General features: G+C 31.7%; 21 protein-coding genes. 12 read left to right on the top strand and 9 right to left on the bottom strand.

From position 1 onward, the window contains the following. Positions 1 to 11: 11 nt before the first annotated feature. Entirely contained in the window at positions 12 to 779 is a 768-nt protein-coding gene (locus tag LG649_RS12340; protein WP_226544112.1) for a M48 family metalloprotease, read from the top strand. A 74-nt stretch (positions 780 to 853) separates the two neighbouring features. Here the strand turns inward: LG649_RS12340 and LG649_RS12335 are convergent, their stop codons facing one another. After that, positions 854 to 1,255, bottom strand: a complete 402-nt coding sequence (locus LG649_RS12335) for an ankyrin repeat domain-containing protein (RefSeq protein ID WP_226544111.1) — start codon at positions 1,253 to 1,255, stop codon at positions 854 to 856. A 231-nt stretch (positions 1,256 to 1,486) separates the two neighbouring features. Between LG649_RS12335 and gpmI the strand changes: the two genes are divergently transcribed. From gpmI to LG649_RS12305, 6 genes are read left to right on the top strand one after another with little or no spacing between them, the layout of a single operon-like run. Continuing rightward, positions 1,487 to 3,004: a 2,3-bisphosphoglycerate-independent phosphoglycerate mutase gene (gene gpmI, locus LG649_RS12330; protein ID WP_226544110.1), complete on the top strand. Its 1,518-nt coding sequence runs from the start codon at positions 1,487 to 1,489 to the stop codon at positions 3,002 to 3,004. Between the two features lie 34 nt (positions 3,005 to 3,038). Continuing rightward, on the top strand, positions 3,039 to 3,443 hold the full coding sequence (locus LG649_RS12325; protein WP_226544109.1) for a BT0820 family HAD-type phosphatase: 405 nt from the start codon (positions 3,039 to 3,041) through the stop codon (positions 3,441 to 3,443). 45 nt (positions 3,444 to 3,488) lie between these two features. After that, a complete protein-coding gene (map, locus tag LG649_RS12320; protein ID WP_226544108.1) occupies positions 3,489 to 4,307 on the top strand; it encodes a type I methionyl aminopeptidase in 819 nt (272 codons plus the stop codon). A gap of 1 nt (position 4,308) precedes the next feature. After that, positions 4,309 to 5,091: a DUF3050 domain-containing protein gene (locus LG649_RS12315; protein WP_226544107.1), complete on the top strand. Its 783-nt coding sequence runs from the start codon at positions 4,309 to 4,311 to the stop codon at positions 5,089 to 5,091. An 11-nt stretch (positions 5,092 to 5,102) separates the two neighbouring features. After that, positions 5,103 to 5,870: a class I SAM-dependent methyltransferase gene (locus LG649_RS12310; RefSeq protein WP_226544106.1), complete on the top strand. Its 768-nt coding sequence runs from the start codon at positions 5,103 to 5,105 to the stop codon at positions 5,868 to 5,870. Between the two features lie 6 nt (positions 5,871 to 5,876). Then, on the top strand, positions 5,877 to 6,245 hold the full coding sequence (locus LG649_RS12305) for a DUF423 domain-containing protein (RefSeq protein ID WP_226544105.1): 369 nt from the start codon (positions 5,877 to 5,879) through the stop codon (positions 6,243 to 6,245). A gap of 8 nt (positions 6,246 to 6,253) precedes the next feature. Here the strand turns inward: LG649_RS12305 and LG649_RS12300 are convergent, their stop codons facing one another. Next, positions 6,254 to 7,228, bottom strand: coding sequence for an FAD:protein FMN transferase (locus tag LG649_RS12300; RefSeq protein ID WP_226544104.1), 975 nt, complete (start codon positions 7,226 to 7,228; stop codon positions 6,254 to 6,256). After that, complete coding sequence (locus tag LG649_RS12295) at positions 7,229 to 7,606, bottom strand: Na(+)-translocating NADH-quinone reductase subunit F (RefSeq protein WP_226544103.1); 378 nt, start codon at positions 7,604 to 7,606, stop codon at positions 7,229 to 7,231. A gap of 488 nt (positions 7,607 to 8,094) precedes the next feature. On the opposite strand from LG649_RS12295, the gene LG649_RS12290 reads away from it, so the two are divergent. The 3 genes from LG649_RS12290 (at position 8,095) to LG649_RS12280 (ending at position 10,959) form a co-directional block, all read left to right on the top strand. Beyond that, positions 8,095 to 8,826 (top strand): tetratricopeptide repeat protein, encoded by a 732-nt coding sequence (locus LG649_RS12290; protein ID WP_226544102.1) that lies wholly within the window; start codon positions 8,095 to 8,097, stop codon positions 8,824 to 8,826. Positions 8,827 to 8,866: 40 nt separating this feature from the next. Then, on the top strand, positions 8,867 to 9,334 hold the full coding sequence (locus LG649_RS12285) for a Na(+)-translocating NADH-quinone reductase subunit F (RefSeq protein ID WP_226544101.1): 468 nt from the start codon (positions 8,867 to 8,869) through the stop codon (positions 9,332 to 9,334). A gap of 125 nt (positions 9,335 to 9,459) precedes the next feature. After that, positions 9,460 to 10,959 carry a PAS domain-containing sensor histidine kinase gene (locus LG649_RS12280; RefSeq protein WP_226544100.1) on the top strand — a complete coding sequence of 500 codons (1,500 nt, stop codon included), beginning with the start codon at positions 9,460 to 9,462 and terminating at the stop codon, positions 10,957 to 10,959. 177 nt (positions 10,960 to 11,136) lie between these two features. On the opposite strand, the gene nqrF is transcribed toward LG649_RS12280, so the two are convergent. The 6 genes from nqrF to LG649_RS12250 are packed head-to-tail and all read right to left on the bottom strand — an operon-like array spanning position 11,137 to position 17,180. Beyond that, complete coding sequence (gene nqrF, locus LG649_RS12275; RefSeq protein ID WP_226544099.1) at positions 11,137 to 12,447, bottom strand: NADH:ubiquinone reductase (Na(+)-transporting) subunit F; 1,311 nt, start codon at positions 12,445 to 12,447, stop codon at positions 11,137 to 11,139. Position 12,448: 1 nt separating this feature from the next. Beyond that, entirely contained in the window at positions 12,449 to 13,168 is a 720-nt protein-coding gene (gene nqrE, locus LG649_RS12270) for an NADH:ubiquinone reductase (Na(+)-transporting) subunit E (protein ID WP_044632566.1), read from the bottom strand. A 50-nt stretch (positions 13,169 to 13,218) separates the two neighbouring features. Next, positions 13,219 to 13,863: an NADH:ubiquinone reductase (Na(+)-transporting) subunit D gene (locus LG649_RS12265; RefSeq protein ID WP_044625883.1), complete on the bottom strand. Its 645-nt coding sequence runs from the start codon at positions 13,861 to 13,863 to the stop codon at positions 13,219 to 13,221. 5 nt (positions 13,864 to 13,868) lie between these two features. Next, positions 13,869 to 14,621, bottom strand: a complete 753-nt coding sequence (locus tag LG649_RS12260; RefSeq protein ID WP_226544098.1) for a Na(+)-translocating NADH-quinone reductase subunit C — start codon at positions 14,619 to 14,621, stop codon at positions 13,869 to 13,871. Between the two features lie 4 nt (positions 14,622 to 14,625). Next, the gene (locus tag LG649_RS12255) at positions 14,626 to 15,825 is read right to left on the bottom strand and encodes an NADH:ubiquinone reductase (Na(+)-transporting) subunit B (RefSeq protein WP_226544097.1); all 1,200 of its coding nucleotides are present in this window, start codon (positions 15,823 to 15,825) and stop codon (positions 14,626 to 14,628) included. Further along, the gene (locus LG649_RS12250) at positions 15,825 to 17,180 is read right to left on the bottom strand and encodes a Na(+)-translocating NADH-quinone reductase subunit A (protein ID WP_226544096.1); all 1,356 of its coding nucleotides are present in this window, start codon (positions 17,178 to 17,180) and stop codon (positions 15,825 to 15,827) included. The genes LG649_RS12255 and LG649_RS12250 overlap by 1 nt, the downstream gene beginning before the upstream one ends. A 169-nt stretch (positions 17,181 to 17,349) precedes the next feature. On the opposite strand from LG649_RS12250, the gene LG649_RS12245 reads away from it, so the two are divergent. Beyond that, positions 17,350 to 18,594: a type IX secretion system plug protein gene (locus LG649_RS12245; RefSeq protein WP_226544095.1), complete on the top strand. Its 1,245-nt coding sequence runs from the start codon at positions 17,350 to 17,352 to the stop codon at positions 18,592 to 18,594. Positions 18,595 to 18,698: 104 nt separating this feature from the next. After that, positions 18,699 to 19,085: a Co2+/Mg2+ efflux protein ApaG gene (apaG, locus tag LG649_RS12240; protein ID WP_226544094.1), complete on the top strand. Its 387-nt coding sequence runs from the start codon at positions 18,699 to 18,701 to the stop codon at positions 19,083 to 19,085. Positions 19,086 to 19,132: the final 47 nt, after the last annotated feature.

Genomic DNA, 19,132 nt, shown 5'->3' with positions numbered 1-19,132 from the left:
TTAACAACATAATGAGAGGAAGAAATTTAAAATTCAGGTTATTAATTGGAGCAGCCATTGCATTGTTTTTTGTTTTTAAGCGTTGTAGCCAACAAGAAGTAAACCCTTATACAGGACGAACGCAAACCATATCTATGGAGCCAAACGAGGAAATTGCCATTGGTTTACAAAGTGCACCGCAAATGGCTCAGCAACACGGTGGTTTACACGAGAATACACAATACCAAGCTTTAGTCGATAATGTTGGTAACAAACTAGTAAATAGTAGTATTGCCAGAGAAACACCATACAAATATGAATTTCATTTACTTAGCGACCCTAATACCATAAATGCTTTTGCCTTACCCGGCGGACAAATTTTTATTACTTACGCTTTGTTTTCTCAATTAGAAAACGAAGACCAATTGGCAGGGGTTTTGGGCCATGAAATTGGCCATGTTTTAGGCCGCCACAGTGCCGAACGTATTGCTGAAAGCGAATATTGGCAAGGATTAACAACAGCAGGATCTGTTGGTGCAGACATGGGTGGTGTTGTAAGCGGTATAGGACAAAACACTTTATTAACTAATGGGCGTGACGACGAATTAGAAAGCGACGACTTAGGCGTAAAATTTATGATAAAAGCGGGTTACAACCCACAAGAAATGATTGGTGTTATGGAAATACTAAAAGCAGCAGCAGGACCTAACCGTGTACCAGAGTTTCAAAGTACACATCCCGATCCCGATAATCGTATTGAAAAAATACAAGAGTCTATAAACAAATACAAAAATTTATAAAACAAAAGCCTTGCAAATGCAAGGCTTTTTTCTGAGTGACTAGCTCGAATAACTAGAAAACGGTATACCATTTCCTATTTTTTCTTTTTCTTAGATAACTCTGCTTTAATAATATCGGCAGTGTCCTTGGCACCGTGTAATTTAGCATAATGTAATGCTGTCATTTTTTTACTTGAACATTTCGCTTTTAAATCGGCACCGTGAGTTATAAGTAACTCTAAAATTTCAGTTCTGTTAAATTTTGCAGCGTACATGGCTGGAGTCATTCCGTTTGAACGTTCGTTAACATCTGCTCCTCTTGCTATTAATTTTTGTACCGTTTCTAAATCGCCATGTGCAATAGAGACACAAAAAGAATTCACTTTAAAAAAATACTCGTAATTAACAACGTTAAGGTCTTTAGAAACTGTTTTTGCATTAACACTGGTTACACCTAAACTTAATGCGATTGCGGAAATAATGATTGTTTTTTTCATGATGAAAGATTTAATGATTTGTGATTGTTTTTTGATTTACTTAATAGACGCCTCTTTTTTTCTATTGTTACATAAAAAATATCAAAAACTCATTTTTTAACAATTATTTCACACATTTACAAATAGTTACAACAACATCAAATCCCGCACACACCTTAGTATTTATAAGACTTTTATAAGTGTTTTTTACGAAACTTAGTTATATTTGTTTCAAATTAAATTTTATTAAAAATGAACAAAAAAGTTATCTTAATGATACTTGATGGCTGGGGAAATTCTCCAGATCCAAAAGTTTCTGCTATAGACCATGCCAACACACCATTTATAGATTCGCTTTACAATAATTACCCTTATGCAACACTTCGTACCGATGGCTTACACGTAGGTTTACCTGAAGGCCAAATGGGAAACAGCGAAGTAGGACACATGAATTTAGGAGCAGGACGAATTGTATATCAAGATTTAGTAAAAGTTAACTTAGCTGTTAAAAATAAAACACTAAATAACGAACAGGTTTTAGTTGATGCCTTTAATTATGCAAAAACAAACAATAAAGATGTGCACTTTTTAGGATTATTAAGTGACGGTGGTGTACATTCACATATCAATCATTTATTTGGCTTATTAGATGCAGCTGATGATTTTGGTTTAGAAAACACATATGTTCATGCTTTTACAGATGGTCGCGATGTTGATCCAAAATCTGGATACGGTTTTTTAACCGAACTAGAAGAACATCTAGAAAAAGGTAAAGGAAAAATTGCTTCGGTAACAGGCCGTTATTACGCCATGGATCGTGATAAACGTTGGGAGCGTGTTAAATTAGCTTACGACGCCGTTGTAAAAGGTATTGGTGAAAAATCTAAAAACGTTACAAATTCTATTCAAAAGCAATATGATGATGACGTAACAGACGAGTTTATAAAACCTATAATTATGGTTGATGAGAAAAATGAACCCGTTGCAAAAATTAAAGATGGAGATGTGGTTATTTTCTTCAACTTTAGAACCGATCGTGGTCGTGAATTAACTGAAGCCTTGTCGCAAACAGATTTTCATGAGCAAAACATGCACAAACTCGATCTGCATTATGTAACGCTTACAAATTATGACGATACATATAAAAATGTAAACGTAATTTTTAATAAAGAAAACTTAAAAGAAACTTTAGGTGAAGTGCTTTCTAAAAACGGAAAAAAACAAATTCGTATTGCAGAAACCGAAAAGTACCCTCACGTAACCTTTTTCTTTTCAGGAGGTCAAGAAGCTGAATTTGAAGGTGAATCCCGAATTTTACGAAACTCACCAAAAGTAGCAACTTACGATTTAAAACCTGAAATGAGTGCTTTCGAGTTAAAAGATGCCTTAATACCAGAACTACAAAAAGGGGAAACCGATTTTGTATGTTTAAATTTTGCAAATGGCGATATGGTAGGACATACTGGAGTTATGGAAGCTGCCGTAAAAGCTTGTGAAGCTGTAGATGAATGTGTAAAAGAAGTTATTACAACAGCTTTAGACAACAATTACACTACTATTGTAATTGCAGACCACGGTAACTGTGAAACCATGATAAACCCAGATGGTTCACCAAATACTGCGCACACAACAAATCCGGTGCCAATTATTTTAGTAGATAAAGACATTAAGGAAATAAAAGATGGCATTTTAGGTGATGTAGCTCCAACTATTTTAAAGTTAATAGGTGTACCACAACCAGAGGCTATGACACAACATCCGCTTGTATAATTTATAACAATACCTTAACCCTAAGTCTATTTCAATGAATTTAAATAAACAATTAATTATTGCTGTCGATTTTGACGGCACTATTGTAGAGGATGCCTACCCAAAAATAGGAAAACCAAAAATTTTTGCATTTGAAACCTTAAAAAAGCTTCAAAGTGAAGGGCATCGTCTTATTTTATGGACTTATAGACATGGTGAACGACTTAACGAAGCCGTAAAGTTTTGTGAAGATAATGGTATTTTCTTCTATGCCATTAACAATAGTTTTCCAGAAGAAAAATTTAGCAACGATGCTAGTAGAAAAATAAACGCCGATGTTTTTATTGATGATAGAAACATTGGCGGTTTTATAGGTTGGGGTAAAATTTATCAAATTATTACCAACGAAACACCCAATATTCCCGAAAAGAAAAAAGGCTTTTTAGGTTTATTTAAATAGCCTAATCGTAACAATATTGTATCTTTGCCTTTTATTTTTAAAACCATGATAGTAGTAAAAACAAAAGAAGAGATCGAGTTAATGAGAGAAAGCGCCCTAATAGTTTCTAAAACTTTAGGCGTTTTGGCAAAAGAAATAAAACCTGGGGTTACTACCCTACAATTAGATAAAATTGCAGAAGAGCATATACGCGATCATGGTGCTATTCCTGGTTTTTTAGGACTCTACGATTTCCCAAACACTTTATGCATGAGTCCAAACCAACAAGTGGTTCATGGCATACCTAACGATAAACCTTTAGAAGAAGGCGATATTATATCTATAGATTGTGGTGCTTTAAAAAATGATTTTTATGGCGATCATGCCTACACTTTTGCTGTGGGTGAGATTGATGCCGAAACCGAAAAACTTTTACAAGTAACCAAAGAATCTCTTTATGTTGGTATTCGCGAATTTAAAGCCAATAATCGTGTTGGCGATGTTGGTTATGCCATCCAGAAATATTGCGAAGACCATGGCTATGGCGTAGTTCGTGAACTTGTGGGCCACGGCTTAGGTAAAAAAATGCATGAAGACCCAGAAATGCCAAATTACGGCAAACGTGGTAGAGGCAAAAAATTTGTTGAGGGTATGGTAGTTGCAATAGAACCTATGATTAATTTAGGAACGCATCGCATAAAACAACACAGCGATGGTTGGACTATTACAACCAGAGACAATAAACCAAGCGCGCATTTTGAGCACGACGTTGCTTTAGTTGATGGAAAGCCAGAATTACTATCTACCTTTGCTTACATATATGATGCATTAGGAATAAAAAGTGACGAAGAAAACGAATTTAGACAAGAAGCATTAGTTTTATAACATGACTTACATTCAAGATATACAAAAAGAGTTAGAACCTTTATTATCAGAATTAAACAATCATAAACTTTATAAAAATTTACAAACCATTGATGATGTTAAAATCTTCATGGAACATCATGTTTTTGCGGTTTGGGATTTTATGTCTTTATTAAAAGCCCTGCAAAACAAATTAACATGCATAACATTGCCATGGACACCTGTTAAAACGCCATCAACAGCACGGTTTATAAACGAAATTGTTTTGGGTGAAGAAACCGATGTAAACGAGCTTGGTGAACCTAAAAGCCATTACGAAATGTACTTGGATGCCATGACTCAAATTGATGCAAACACAAACCAAATTGAAGCTTTTGTAAAAAGTATTTATAATGGTACAAGCATTAAAGAAGCTTCAAAACAAACCAAAGTAAACTTAAAAACTTTAAAGTTCGTTGAGTTTACTTTTAATGTTATTGCATCAGAAAAAGCACACCTAATTGCTTCTGCTTTTACTTTTGGGCGGGAAGATTTAATTCCTGATATGTTTTTTCAAATTATAAACAAATCAGAAACTAAAGACAAATCTTACAGCAAATTAACTTATTACTTAGAGCGTCATATTGAATTAGATGGTGATGAACACGGGCCTTTATCATTAAAAATGATAGAAGAGCTTTGTGGAAATGACCAAACAAAATGGGATGAAGCTAAAGAAATAGCTATTGAAGCGATTAAACAACGTATTGCTCTTTGGGATAATATTGCAAACTTAATAGAGGCTAATAAATCCATTTTAGCATAATAATTTACCTTTTGAAATCTCTTTTTAAGCTCATATTAAACCTTATTCCTAGGCCTTTATTAATTAGGTTAAGCTATTTAGCAAAACCGTTTTTAGCTTTAATGTTAAAAGGAGATAGATACACTGATCCTATTGATGGTAAAAGTTTTAAATCGTTTTTAGCTTACGGTTATGTAAAACAGCGCGAAAATATTTTATCGCCCTCTACCCTATCTTTAGAAAGACATAGGTTGTTATGGTTGTATTTAAAAAGTGAAACATCGTTTTTTTCTAATAAATTTAAAGTACTTCATTTTGCTCCAGAACAATGCTTTTTAAAACGTTTTAAAGCTTTAAAAAATATAGATTATACCACAACAGATTTACTTTCACCTATAGCCGATGTAAAAGCAGACATTTGCAATTTACCTTTTAAAGATAATAGTTACGATATTATTTTCTGTAATCATGTTTTAGAACATATTCCAGACGATACAAAGGCCATGCAAGAACTTTATCGCGTAATGAAACCCGGTGGTTGGGGCATTTTTCAAATACCGCAAGATTTAAACCGAGACGTTACTTTTGAAGATAATACTATAACCGATAAAGCCGAACGCGCTAAAATATTTGGACAATACGACCATGTTCGCGTTTATGGTAAAGATTACTTTGACAAACTTAGAAGTATTGGTTTTACTGTTGAAGAAGTAGATTATACAGCTAAACTAACTAAAGAAGACATAGATAAATATCGTTTAGCAAAAGGTGAAATAATTCCCTTGGTTAGAAAAAACTAATTAAAAATGACACAACAAACATTTATAATAACTGGTGCCTCTTTTGGTATGCTAGCTATAATTTTAGGAGCTTTTGGTGCTCACGCGTTAAAAAAGTTATTATCTGAAGATCAATTAAAAAGTTTTGAAACCGGTGTAAAATATCAAATGTATCATGCGATAGTTTTACTTTTATTGGGCTTTTTCCATAATTTTTCAACCACAGTAATGTATTTATGTTTTACTATAGGAATTATTTTATTTTCCTTTAGTATTTATGGCTTAGTAATAAGTGATGCTAAAGAAAAGAAATTAAAATTTTTAGGGCCTATTACTCCAATTGGAGGCTTACTTTTTGTTGTTGGTTGGTTATTAATAATTTTGCAAGCTATTTAAGCTTACAATTATTCAGGAAAACCATTTAAAGCAAGTGTTTCTATTTCATTATTTTCATTTTCAAAAATTAAAAACACTTTTAATTCTGGGTGATGTTTTAAAAACTCTTTAATTTTATTTACACCCATGGCTTGAAATGCGGTTGCGTATGCATCAGCAACCATACATCTATCTGCGATTACAGATACACTCAAAACATTTGTTTTAGTAGGGTATCCTGTATCGGTATTGATAATATGGGCATATCTACTACCATTATCATCTATTTTAAACTTTCTGTAAGTACCTGATGTAGCCATAACTTCATTATGCAATTCTATAGCTTTTAAAATAGATTGCTCTCCGTTAAAATTAGGATTTTCAACACCTACGCGCCATGAAGCATTTTTTTCAACGTTTTTTCCTTTAACTCTTACCTCTCCACCAATTTCTACAAGATAATTTAATATATTTTTAGACTCTAAAAATTCACCAACAACATCAACCCCATATCCTTTCGCTATGGCATTAAAATCTAAAAAAGCATCTTTAGGTTTGGTTATTTTTTTGTTAATTTTAAAAATCTTATCAAATCCTACAGACCGCATCAAGCTATCAATAATTAAACTATCAACACTAATAATTTTATGTTCAGAACCAAAACTCCATGCATTAACCACAGCCCCTATAGTAGGGTCGAAAGCACCTTCAGTATTATAAAATATTTCCTTTGAGGTTTTAAAAACCTTATCGAAATGCTCATCGGTTTCAACAAGTTCTTCTCTGTTTATTTTAGAAATTATTGAATTATCTTGATAATTAGACAAAGAATTGTTGATTACAGAAAACAAACTATCCAACTGACTTGTATAATTTGTTTTAGCATCATAAATAATGGAATAAGTGGTTCCAAAAACTGATCCTCGAAGTTTTACATTTTTAGGCTTTTCATTTTTACAACCTAATATTAACAAACAAGTTAAAACAAGTATTTTTTTTATCATTTAATTTAAATTGGTATCTAGTACTTGAATACCATTGTATTGTAATAAATATTCTTCGTTTAAATAAATAGGTGTTTTAGTATCCGTTTTACTACCTAAGCCTACACCTGCATAAAGTACTTTAGCGTTATTTTGTCGGGCATGTTTTTTAAAAGTCTCCATCCATACAACATCATAATTATTTGGGTTTTCTGGTAATATGACTGCCCTAACAATTACAAAATAATATTGCTTGTTTTTATCTATGCAAACAAACTGAGGATGTTTTTTAAGCTTACTATTTATCGCAACAAATTCAAAACCACGATTTTCTAAATCTTTACCTACATGATTCATTGCTAAATTATGTAATTCTTGCTGACTAAGAGGCTTTTTCATGCTGCGAAATTAAAAATATTTTTTGATGATAATGTAGTGTTTTTAAAAATTTATTAATTAATATTAAATTTTAACAACTAAAACATTATAAAAATTTAATATTCTTGTATTTATAATAATTTCATTATCATGAAATTATTTCTAATTATTATGTCAATAAAACGCTTTGTTTCTTCTATTATTTATAATCTTTAAGTTATAAACATTAAAAAATTAGCTCTAATAAAAACTAAACATTTATAAATTACTTAACATTAAAAGTTAATATCAAAACTCAATAAATCTTATATTTATATTATAAACCTACAATGGCTTTAATAATTTACCTTAAAAAAGGTATTATTTTTTAGCAAGATTTATAATTTGCCTCATTTATTTAGTACCATACACTTACATTAAATGCAAATACAAATACTATAACTTAAGTATTATAAAATGTTTGCAATAAAATAGGTATCAAATAGTTTTACTATTTAAATAATTATAAATTGAAAAAGAAAGAATACATATCAAAAGAATTATTTGAAATTATTGAGCGTTATATTAAAGGAGATATGACTCTTAAGGAATCTCAAGATATAAATCAATTGATTGAGTTAGATGATGAATTTAAAAACAATGTAGAGGAAGTAAAAGCATTTATAAGTAAAACTGAAGAAAAAAAAGAAGAGCTTAATAATTTAGTAAACAATGTTGAAACACAACCTGCTAAAAAAAACAATTACAATTTTATCCATTTAAGATTCAAACAACTTGCCTTAGCTACAGCATTTATAATTGGTTTTGGTAGCATTTATTTTTTTAGTTTTCCAGAAAACGAAAAACTTTACACAAAATATTACACACCTGCACAAAGTTTACCTAACCAAAATAAAAAAAGTGACGATATAGAATTTTTTAATGCTATGGATAAATATAATCGAGGTGAATATAACGCTGCAATTAAAACATTACAAAAATTAGCTCTTAAAAACCCAGCAAACGACACCCTAAACTATTTTATTGGTGTAGCACATTTAGCTAACAAAAATACAGATTCTGCAATACCCTTTTTAGAACGCACCGTGCAATCAAAAAAAACATTTCCCTTAATAAGTGAAGCTAATTATTATCTAGGATTAGCCTACCTAAAAGAGGGAAAAACTAAATTAGCCAAACAATTCTTGAACGAAAGTAACACAGAAAATAGTAAGAAATTAATTTCAAAACTATCTAATTAAAATTAAACTAAATTTTTGTTATATTAGTAAAAAACATTAAATGTATAGTAATTCTCGTTTAGATAGGGCCATAATAAAATTATATAATGCATTTAATTCTAGTAATTTAAATCCTGAATGTTGCAAACAATGCGCAGTAGGTAATATTTTAGATAATACAGATAGTTGGAAACATTTTTCAGATAATCATGGCTCAACAAACTTAAATTACATTGGATCTGTTAACCAACGCTTAGGAAAAACTTTTAATGGGTATACACCTTTAGAGCTACTTAAAATTGAAGTTATATTTTTAACTGCATGTGGCTATGAATTGCCATTTAAACATAACCACCTAAAGCCTAAAAACCCTACCGATACACATATTTTATTTTCTGCACTTTGTGAAGTAATTGAATTTTTATGTGATTTAGATAATATTAAAAATGTATTAGATTATACAAATCTCTTTAAAACTGCAACTGTTTTAAAAGAAAAGAAAGAAATAAACACTAAAAACCACACATAAATTCATCACTAATTAATAAGAAAAATAAATACATAAATGCATTTTAGCGGTTTTTTATGTATTTCATCTTATTTTTTGATAAAAATTCATTACATTGCAGCTTAAAATTTACAAGCCCCTAAGACATGAAAATCCCACGTGATGTTATTACAGAAACAGATATGGAATTTTTCTTAAATTTTATTCAAGATTGTGCAAAAATAGGCACGTGGGAATATAATATAGAAGAACAAACAGTTTCTTGGAGTGAAGAAACTTATAAAATTCATGAACTTCCCCTAAGCTACAAACCCAATATTACGGAAGCTATAAACTTCTATAAAGAAGGTTATAGTCGAGCAATGATTGCAAAATCTTTTAAAAACTGTGTAGAAAACCATAAAAACTACGATGTAGATTTACAAATAATTACTAGTAAAGGCAAAGAAAAATGGGTTAGAGCCATTGGTAAACCTATTGTTAAAAATGGCGATTGTATAAAAATAATTGGGCTTTTTCAAGATATAGATGAAAAGACAAAAAATGAAAAAGAATTAGCATACAGAGAACAAGTATTACAAAAAACCTTTGATCATGCTTTAGTTGGTACTGTTATAATAGATTTAAACGGAAAATTTATAGACGCAAATCATAGCTTTTGTAAAACATTTGGATATACTAAAGAGGAAATAAAAACATTTACTTTTTACGATATTACACACCCTGATGATATAGCAAAAGGAAGAAAAGCCGTGATGGATCTTATTAATGGTGAAATTAACTGTTTTAAAACTGAAAAACGCTATTATCATAAATCAGGAAAAACTATTTGGGCATCTATTTCTGGAACTATAATTAGAGATAACGATGGCACTCCTCTTCATATAGTAACACAAATAAACGATATTACTCAACTAAAAAAAGGCACTCAAAAAATAATTGATTTACTAGATACCACAGAAAACCAGAATAAACGTTTATTAAATTTTGCTCATATAGTTTCACATAACTTACGATCTCATTTTTCTAATTTAGATATGCTTCTAGATTTAGAACAAATGGAATCTCCTAAAGATTCAGAAAATCAAATTTATCCGTTATTAAAAAAAGCTGTAAAACATTTAGGTGAAACAGTAGACAACCTAAACACAGTAGCGTCAATTAACACTAAGAAAGATATTCAGCTAGAATCTTTAAATTTAAAGCAAGCGTTTAATACCATCCTGAATAGTTTATCAGCCCAAATAATTGCCTCAAAAGCAGATATAAGCCTAGATATAGATTCTACAATACACATATTAGGAATTCCAGCATATTTAGATAGTATAATATTAAATTTCCTAACAAACGCTATAAAATATAAGAAACCCAACGAATCACCAAAAATCGAAATTAAAACAGATGTAGTTGACGATTATGTAATAATATCAATTAAAGACTCTGGACTAGGTTTAGACCTTGAGAGATATGGTGAAAAACTTTTTGGTATGTATAAAACTTTCCATAGAAATAAAGACTCAAAAGGCATTGGTTTATTTATTACAAAAAATCAAATAGAAGCAATTGGTGGAAAAGTTGAGATAGAAAGTGAAGTAAATGTAGGAACAACTTTTAAAATTCACTTAAAAAAAGCTAGTAGAGATTAAACTTTTTAGACCAAAAAATAAATTATAAATATATCATTAATTAATATATCTATTTTCATTGAAAAAAAGTTTTAAATACATTTAAAAACAAAGTTTATAAACAAAAGCCTTGATCTTATTCATAAAAAAAACCAACTCTAAAGAGTTGGTTTTTTTTATTATAATGTATTAATTAGTTTAACCACCAAAGTCATCAAATCGGATATGTTCATCTGGAATACCAAAATCTTCACCCATTTTTTGAACTGCTTTGTTCATTAATGGTGGCCCACAAAAATATAATTCAATATCTTCTGGCGACTCATGGATACTTAAATAATTATCGATTACACAGTTGTGAATAAATCCAACAAAACCATCTCCTTCTTCATCATGAATATCTTTTTTAACCTTCCAGTTATCTTCTGGTAAAGGTTCAGATAATGCTAAGAAGAATTTAAAGTTAGGGAACTTACGCTCTAACTCATAAAAATGCTCTAAGTAGAACAACTCACGCTTAGAACGTCCACCATACCAATAAGTAACCGTTCTTCCTGTTTCTAATGTTTTAAATAAGTGATATAAGTGCGAGCGCATTGGCGCCATACCAGCACCTCCACCAACGTAAAGCATTTCTGAATCACTTTCGTTAATAAAGAACTCTCCATAAGGACCAGAAATAGTTACTTTATCACCTTGCTTTCTTGAGAAAATATAAGATGATGCTACACCTGGATTTACATCCATCCAACCGTTTTTATTTCTATCCCATGGTGGCGTAGCAATACGTACATTAAGCATAATATCACGCCCTTCTGCAGGGTAAGAAGCCATAGAATATGCACGCTCTACAATATCATCATTTTTCATTACTAAAGGCCATAAACCAAACTTATCCCATTCTGCTTGAAACTTATCTGGAGTTTCATGCTCTTCTGGATGCGCTGTAATATCTATATCAGCATATTTAATTTCGCATTTAGGAATTTCAATTTGAATATATCCACCTGCTTTGTAATTCATATCCTCTGGAATACGAACAACAAATTCTTTAATAAATGATGCTACATTGTAGTTACGTACAACTTCTGCTTCCCATTTCTTAATTCCAAATACTTCTTCTGGAATTGTAATGTTCATGTCTTGCTTAACTTTTACTTGACAAGCCAAACGTGCACCATGTTGTAATTCTTTTCTTGTAAAGTGAGGGGTTTCGGTTGGTAAAGCTTCTCCTCCACCTTCTAAAACATGACACTCACATTGTATACAAGTACCACCACCACCACAAGCCGATGGTAAGAATATTTTTTGATTACCTAAAGTTGATAATAAACTACCACCCGAAGCTACTTCAATTTCTTTTTCACCATTGATAGTAATTTTTACTGGACCAGATGGCGATAATTTTTGTTTTACAAATAATAATAACGCCACTAACAACAATGTAATTACTAAAAAAGCACTTACTGTTGCAATAACGGTTCCTAATGTTCCTGCTGCTAAAATCATATTACTTTATAACTTTTATGTTGTTAGCGACTTCAATGTCTTTTTTTGAATCTTCCTTTTTCTCAATTTTGGCAGCTTTTTCTTCTGCTGGAGCTTCTTCATCACCTCCTGTAAGCATTCCTCCAAAACTCATAAAACCAATGGCCATTAAACCAGTAATAATAAAAGTAATACCTAAACCTCTTAATGGAGCTGGTACGTTAGAGTAACGTATTTTTTCTCGTATTGCTGCAATCGCTAAAATGGCTAAAAACCATCCTATTCCAGAAGAAATACCATAATTAAATGCTAAGCCTATAGTTTGAATTTCGCGAGATTGCATAAATAACGAACCTCCTAAAATCGCACAGTTAACAGCAATAAGTGGTAAAAATATACCTAAAGAGTTGTATAAAGATGGTGAAAACTTTTCCACCACAATTTCCACTAATTGTACCATAGTTGCAATAGTTGCAATAAACATGATAAACGAAAGGAAACTTAAATCGTACTCTGCATATTCTGCCCCTAACCATTTTAAAGCACCAGGTTGTAAAATATACTGGTCTAACAACCAGTTTACAGGCACAGTTACTGCTAATACGAAAACTACTGCAGCACCTAAACCAACGGCTGTACTTACTTTTTTAGATACCGCAAGGTAAGAACACATCCCAAGGAATGTGGCAAATACCATGTTATCGATAAATATTGATTTGAAAAATAATTCTATATGTTCCATATTCTTTATTTTGATGAGATTCTGAAAACAAGTTCAGAATAACAAGTCAATTAGTCTTCGATTAAATCTTTATTTCTACTACGTTGTACCCAAATAATAATTCCAACAACAATTAACGCCATTGGCGATAATAACATGAAACCATTGTTTTCGTAACCAATAGCATATAATCCTGTTTTTTCAATTGGATCTCCTAAAACTTTAAATCCTAATAATGTACCAGAACCTAATAATTCTCTAAAGAAACCTACTATAACCAGAATTACACCGTAACCTAAAGCATTACCAATACCATCTAAAAACGAACGCCATGGTCCATTACCTAAAGCAAATGCTTCAAAACGTCCCATAATAATACAATTGGTAATAATTAAACCTACAAATACAGATAGGGTTTTACTTAACTCGTACGAGAAGGCTTTTAAAACTTGATCTACAATAATTACCAAAGCGGCAACTACAACTAGCTGAACGATAATTCTAATTTTTGAAGGAATAATGTTTCGCATTAACGAGATTACCACGTTACCTATACCTAATACAGCCATTACAGACACAGCCATTACAATTGATGCTTTTAACTGAGCAGTAATTGCTAAAGCCGAACAAATACCTAATACCTGTATAGTAATTGGGTTATTATCTGCTAACGGATCGGTGATTAACTTGGCATCTTTTTTTGATAAAAGTCCCATACGTTTTAGTTATTTTTAAGATTATCGAAATAAGGTTTGTAAAGCTTTAAATCGCTTTTTATCATTGCTGTAACTCCATTACCTGTAATAGTAGCTCCCGCAATTGCATCAACCTCGTTATCGGTTTTGTTTTCATTTTTTGGATCGGCATTACCTTTTGCAACATCTACACCTTTAAAGTTTCCGTTGCTATCTAATAAATGTTCTCCAATAAAGTCATCCATAAAAAAGCGCTCTTTAATATTTGCTCCTAAACCAGGTGTTTCTCCTTTGTGATCGAAATAGGCACCTTGAATAACCATATTTTTATCTACAGAAACATATCCCCAAATGGCATCCCATAAACCTTTACCATAAATTGGAATAACATAATATGTTTTACCATCTTTATCGCCTAAGAATATAGGTAGCTTTCTTTCATCTGGATTATTTGTTCCTATAGTTTTTTGCTTTTTAATATCGATAAGGTAAGCTTCAGCATCTTCTGTTACATTTCCATTTTGCATTACCAATTGCTTAGTAATATATTTTGAAAATAACTCTTGAGCTTCACCTGCATCAACAAACACAGCACTACCTTCATCATTATTATTTACTCCCATGGCATATAGAATGTTTTGTTGTTTTTCTATACGTTGGTTTTCTGATATTTTTGGAGCTAAAGATGCAGCTGTAAATGCTAATAAAGCTCCTACAATAATTACCATAGCAATGGCAAATATTATGGTATATACGTTACTATCTGTTTTATTACTCATCTTTTTAAGCTGTTTTAACTTTTAAACGTTTCATTCTTTTCTTAACGTTTCCTTGTACCACATAATGGTCTATAGTTGGTGCAAACACATTCATTAATAGAATGGCTAACATTACACCTTCTGGATACGCTGGATTGAACACACGAATTAAAATTGAAATGAAACCTACCAAAAATCCGTAAATCCATTTTCCTTTATTTGTTTGAGACGCTGTTACTGGATCGGTAGCCATAAAAACAGTACCAAAAGCAAAACCACCAATTAATAAATGATGCCAAAAAGTTTCACTCATTAATCCATAAAACTTGCTACTTTCTGTTATCCAACCAGAACTTACTACTCCATTGAATATTAACCCCATTACTAAGGCTCCAACAACAGATGACAACATAATTCTCCAGCTTCCTATTTTAGTAAAGATTAAAAATAATCCTCCCAATAATATTAATAACGTTGATGTTTCTCCAACCGAACCAGGTATAAATCCAAAGAACATATCAGCTACAGAATAACCTGCTACATTGCTTTGTGCTAAACTACCTAAAATAGTTTCACCTGAAATAACATCTACATTTGCACCATTTGCAACCTCTTGAGCACGCTCTACAGCACCGTGAACCCACACTTTATCTCCAGACATCCATGTTGGATATGCAAAGAATAAAAAAGCACGAATAGTTAATGCTGGGTTTAATATGTTCATTCCAGTACCACCAAAAACTTCTTTACCAATAACAACACCAAAAGCAACTGCTACAGCAAGCATCCAAAGTGGTAAATCTACAGGAACAATTAATGGCACTAGCATTCCTGTTACTAAGTAACCCTCTTCTACTTCGTGTCCTTTAATTACCGCAAATAAAAATTCTATAGCTAAACCAACACCATAAGATACAATTACTAAAGGCAAAACTTTAATTAAACCAATGTAAAAGGCATCCCATGATAAGAACTCTACAGGAGTTCCTACTGCAGCAAAGTGCTGATAACCCGCATTAAACATACCAAAAATTAAACATGGTACTAATGCCATAATAACGGTGTTCATTGTTCGCTTTAAATCGTCTGCTGCCTTAATATGCGTACCACCATGAGTAGTTTCGTTAGGCAAGTATAAGAACGTATGTAATGCGTTAAAAGCAGGAGCCATTTTGGTTCCTTTATACTTTTCTTTTAAGTTATGTAAATTACTTTTTAAACTCATTATCCTATCTCTTTAATCATTAAGTCTAAACCTTCTCTAATAATTTTTTGATGCGGTTGTTTAGACACACAAACAAACTCGGTAAGTGCAAAATCTTCTGGAGCTACTTCATACATACCTAACGCTTCCATTTCATCTAAGTCTTTATACATACAAGCTTTTAGAATTTGCATCGGAAAAATATCTAAAGGAAAAACTTCCTCATAGTTACCAGTTACAACAAATGCGCGATGTTCACCGTTTGTATTTGTATTTAAATCGTACTTTTTATTAGGGCTTAACCAAGAAAAAGTTAAAGCTCTTGAAGTAGATATTTTGTTAAATATTGGTTTGTTCCAACCGAAAAAATCGTAATCATCGCCTTCTGGAATTACAGAAATTGTATTACTGTAATAATCTAAAGCACCATCGGCTTTAATTTCTTTACCTGAAAGCACATTACCTGAAATGATACGATCGTTTCCTGATTGCTCTACACCTTTATCATAAATCATTGTAGAAACTTCACTACCAATAATAGTTTTAAAGTATCTTGGCTTCTGAACTGAAGAACCAACCAAAGCAACTATACGCTCTGCATTAAACTTACCAGTTAATAATAACTCTCCAATAATAACTAAGTCTTGCGGATTTACTGTCCACACAACTTCGCCTTTATTTATTGGATCGATTTTATTAATTTGAGTCCCTACATTACCTGATGGGTGTGGCCCATAAACCTTATGCAATGTAATACCAGATAAACCTGCAAGTGGTGAGTTTGATGTTTTACCAACAGACACATGCACTTTACCTTCAGTAAGTTTTGCTAAGGCTGTAACTGCTGCTTGTAATTCGGCTTCTTTACCCTGTAAGGTAAAATCCAAATCGGCAGCAAGCGGTGCAGAAGCATAACCCGAAATAAAAATGGCTTTTGGTGCCTTTGCTGGGTTTGCAATTACATCGTACGGTCGTTGTTTAATAAACGGCCAACAACCTGCTTGTAGCAAATGCGATTTAACACTTTCCGCTGTTGCGCCATCAACATCAAACTTACCATAATCTTCAAAAGTTTGTGGTTTGCTTGCTTCAATTTTAATAGCATCAATGCGTCTTTTTGGTCCACGTACAACCTCAACAACTTTACCTGAAACTGGCGATAAAAACTTTATCGCTTCGTTGGCTTTATTGTAAAACAAAACACCACCTGCGTTAACAGAGGTTCCTTCTTTTGCAACAAGTTTTGGAATAACACCGTGGAAATCTTCTGGCCTTATGGTGCAGTAGTTACTAATAACTGCTTGTTCTACAGTTTTTTCAGCTTCACCATTAAGTTTAATGTCCAGACCCTTTTTAATACGAATGTCGTTTGACATATTATTTTTTTGTTGAATTTATTTTAATAAAAATCGCAGCAAAAATACGAAGTAATTCATATAAATTCTATTTATAATCACATCAATAATTTATTTATATTTATTCTAAATAACATTTTAGTCTTGGGCATAGATTTTGATTATCTTTACTAAAATTTTTATTTATAAAATGACTTTTTTAATCCGTTTTTACATAGCATTTTACTTTGTTTCTTTTGCTGCTTTTTCTCAAGTAAATGAAGTTAACCCTCCAGAATACATTAAAACCATAATTTTTAAAGGTAATACCGATTTATCTCAGCTGCCTATCGTAGAGTTAGGAGAAAGCATTGAGATATCTTTTGATGCTTTAAACGGAGATGAAGAGGACTACTATTACAAAATAGAACATTTTAATCACGATTGGACACCATCTCAACTTATGAAACCTGAATTTCTTGAAGGTTTTGATAATCAACGCATCAGAAATTACGAAAACTCATATAACACCTACCAAATATATTCACATTACACACTTACAATACCTAACCAATTTACAAAAAGCCTTAAAGTTACTGGCAACTATATTATTTCTATTTTTAATAATGATGATGAATTAGTGTTTTCAAGAAAATTCATGATTTATGAAAACAAAGCAAACGTTGGTGTAACCCTAAAACGATCTAGAGATCTGGCATTTATAAACGAAAAACAACGTGTCGAAATTTTAATAGATCCAAAAATTACATTAACTAACCCAAAGCAAACCGTAAAAGCTGTAATTATAAAAAACAACAATTTAAAAACAGCTATAACAAACATAAAACCGCAATTTACCGTTGGCACCCAACTTATGTACCGCTACGATAAGGAAACTAGCTTTTGGGCAGGCAACGAATACCTATATTTTGAAAACAAAGATACTCGTGCAGCAAATACTGGTGTTCAATACATCGAGTTAAAAAACCTATACCACAGCTATTTATACACAAACACACCTCGTAATAATATACCTTACACCTATTTCCCAGATATTAATGGTAATTACACTGTGTTAAATTTAGATGCCAAAGATTCTGATATTGAAGCTGATTATGTTTGGGTACATTTTTCATTAAAAGCAACCGAAAACCTAAAAAACAAAGCCATATATGTTTACGGTAATTTTAATAATTTTTCTATTGATAATAATACAAAAATGAATTACGATGCAAACCAAAACATTTTTTACAAAACACTATTATTAAAACAAGGGTTTTACAACTATAAATATGTTTCGCAAGAAAAAACTACGTTAAACGAAGGTATTGTAAGTGGCAATTTTTATCAAACCGAAAACAATTACAAAGTAATTGTATATTATCGCAATTTGGGTGCACGTTACGATCAAATAATAGGATTAGGCGAAGGCACCTCGGTAAACATCTCAAATTAAGTACCGTTTAACTAATATTTAAGCCTATTCGTTAAAATAATAATCCAAGCAACAATAAATTTCGTATTTTTGCTACTAAATACATTGATTCATCAATAGTTAACATGGTTCAACAAGTTACAAAAGGCATTAAAATTTCGGTCGAAACAACTTTCGAAGGCTCATTTTATAAAAACTATAAAATTCAATATGCTTTTGGTTATACCGTAACAATTGAAAATCAAAGTAAAGATTCTGTGCAACTTAATGCACGCCATTGGGAAATTTTTGATGCCTTAAACAATATAGAAATTGTATCTGGTGAAGGTGTTATTGGTAAAAAACCAGTAATAAAACCAGGCGAGTCGCACACATATACCTCTGGTTGTTTATTATCATCTCCATTTGGAGCTATGCAAGGGTTTTACAGCATGGTAAACTTTACAACCACTAAAAAATTTGATGTTACCATACCAACATTTAAATTAAGCGCTCCGTTTGCAGTAAATTAATTTGGGCGTTCGGGCGGGCTTTACGCTATATCTTTTTTGTAAAGTAG

Origin of the sequence: Neotamlana laminarinivorans (genome assembly GCF_020523925.1) — a bacterium.
Lineage (GTDB): Bacteria > Bacteroidota > Bacteroidia > Flavobacteriales > Flavobacteriaceae > Neotamlana > Neotamlana laminarinivorans.
The sequence above is the reverse complement of the archived record's forward strand: the minus strand, read 5'-3'. Positions and strand labels throughout refer to the sequence as shown.

What these genes read in the sequence shown, in the direction of transcription:
- LG649_RS12255 (WP_226544097.1), bottom strand. Translation starts at nt 15,825, where the DNA reads ATGAGTTTAAAAAGTAATTTACATAACTTAAAAGAAAAGTATAAAGGA.
- LG649_RS12315 (WP_226544107.1), top strand. Translation starts at nt 4,309, where the DNA reads ATGACTTACATTCAAGATATACAAAAAGAGTTAGAACCTTTATTATCA.
- nqrE (WP_044632566.1), bottom strand. Translation starts at nt 13,168, where the DNA reads ATGGAACATATAGAATTATTTTTCAAATCAATATTTATCGATAACATG.
- LG649_RS12340 (WP_226544112.1), top strand. Translation starts at nt 12, where the DNA reads ATGAGAGGAAGAAATTTAAAATTCAGGTTATTAATTGGAGCAGCCATT.
- LG649_RS12300 (WP_226544104.1), bottom strand. Translation starts at nt 7,228, where the DNA reads ATGATAAAAAAAATACTTGTTTTAACTTGTTTGTTAATATTAGGTTGT.
- LG649_RS12305 (WP_226544105.1), top strand. Translation starts at nt 5,877, where the DNA reads ATGACACAACAAACATTTATAATAACTGGTGCCTCTTTTGGTATGCTA.
- LG649_RS12245 (WP_226544095.1), top strand. Translation starts at nt 17,350, where the DNA reads ATGACTTTTTTAATCCGTTTTTACATAGCATTTTACTTTGTTTCTTTT.
- nqrF (WP_226544099.1), bottom strand. Translation starts at nt 12,447, where the DNA reads ATGATTTTAGCAGCAGGAACATTAGGAACCGTTATTGCAACAGTAAGT.
- map (WP_226544108.1), top strand. Translation starts at nt 3,489, where the DNA reads ATGATAGTAGTAAAAACAAAAGAAGAGATCGAGTTAATGAGAGAAAGC.
- LG649_RS12285 (WP_226544101.1), top strand. Translation starts at nt 8,867, where the DNA reads ATGTATAGTAATTCTCGTTTAGATAGGGCCATAATAAAATTATATAAT.
- LG649_RS12295 (WP_226544103.1), bottom strand. Translation starts at nt 7,606, where the DNA reads ATGAAAAAGCCTCTTAGTCAGCAAGAATTACATAATTTAGCAATGAAT.
- apaG (WP_226544094.1), top strand. Translation starts at nt 18,699, where the DNA reads ATGGTTCAACAAGTTACAAAAGGCATTAAAATTTCGGTCGAAACAACT.
- LG649_RS12280 (WP_226544100.1), top strand. Translation starts at nt 9,460, where the DNA reads ATGAAAATCCCACGTGATGTTATTACAGAAACAGATATGGAATTTTTC.
- LG649_RS12265 (WP_044625883.1), bottom strand. Translation starts at nt 13,863, where the DNA reads ATGGGACTTTTATCAAAAAAAGATGCCAAGTTAATCACCGATCCGTTA.
- LG649_RS12250 (WP_226544096.1), bottom strand. Translation starts at nt 17,180, where the DNA reads ATGTCAAACGACATTCGTATTAAAAAGGGTCTGGACATTAAACTTAAT.
- LG649_RS12325 (WP_226544109.1), top strand. Translation starts at nt 3,039, where the DNA reads ATGAATTTAAATAAACAATTAATTATTGCTGTCGATTTTGACGGCACT.
- LG649_RS12335 (WP_226544111.1), bottom strand. Translation starts at nt 1,255, where the DNA reads ATGAAAAAAACAATCATTATTTCCGCAATCGCATTAAGTTTAGGTGTA.
- LG649_RS12260 (WP_226544098.1), bottom strand. Translation starts at nt 14,621, where the DNA reads ATGAGTAATAAAACAGATAGTAACGTATATACCATAATATTTGCCATT.
- gpmI (WP_226544110.1), top strand. Translation starts at nt 1,487, where the DNA reads ATGAACAAAAAAGTTATCTTAATGATACTTGATGGCTGGGGAAATTCT.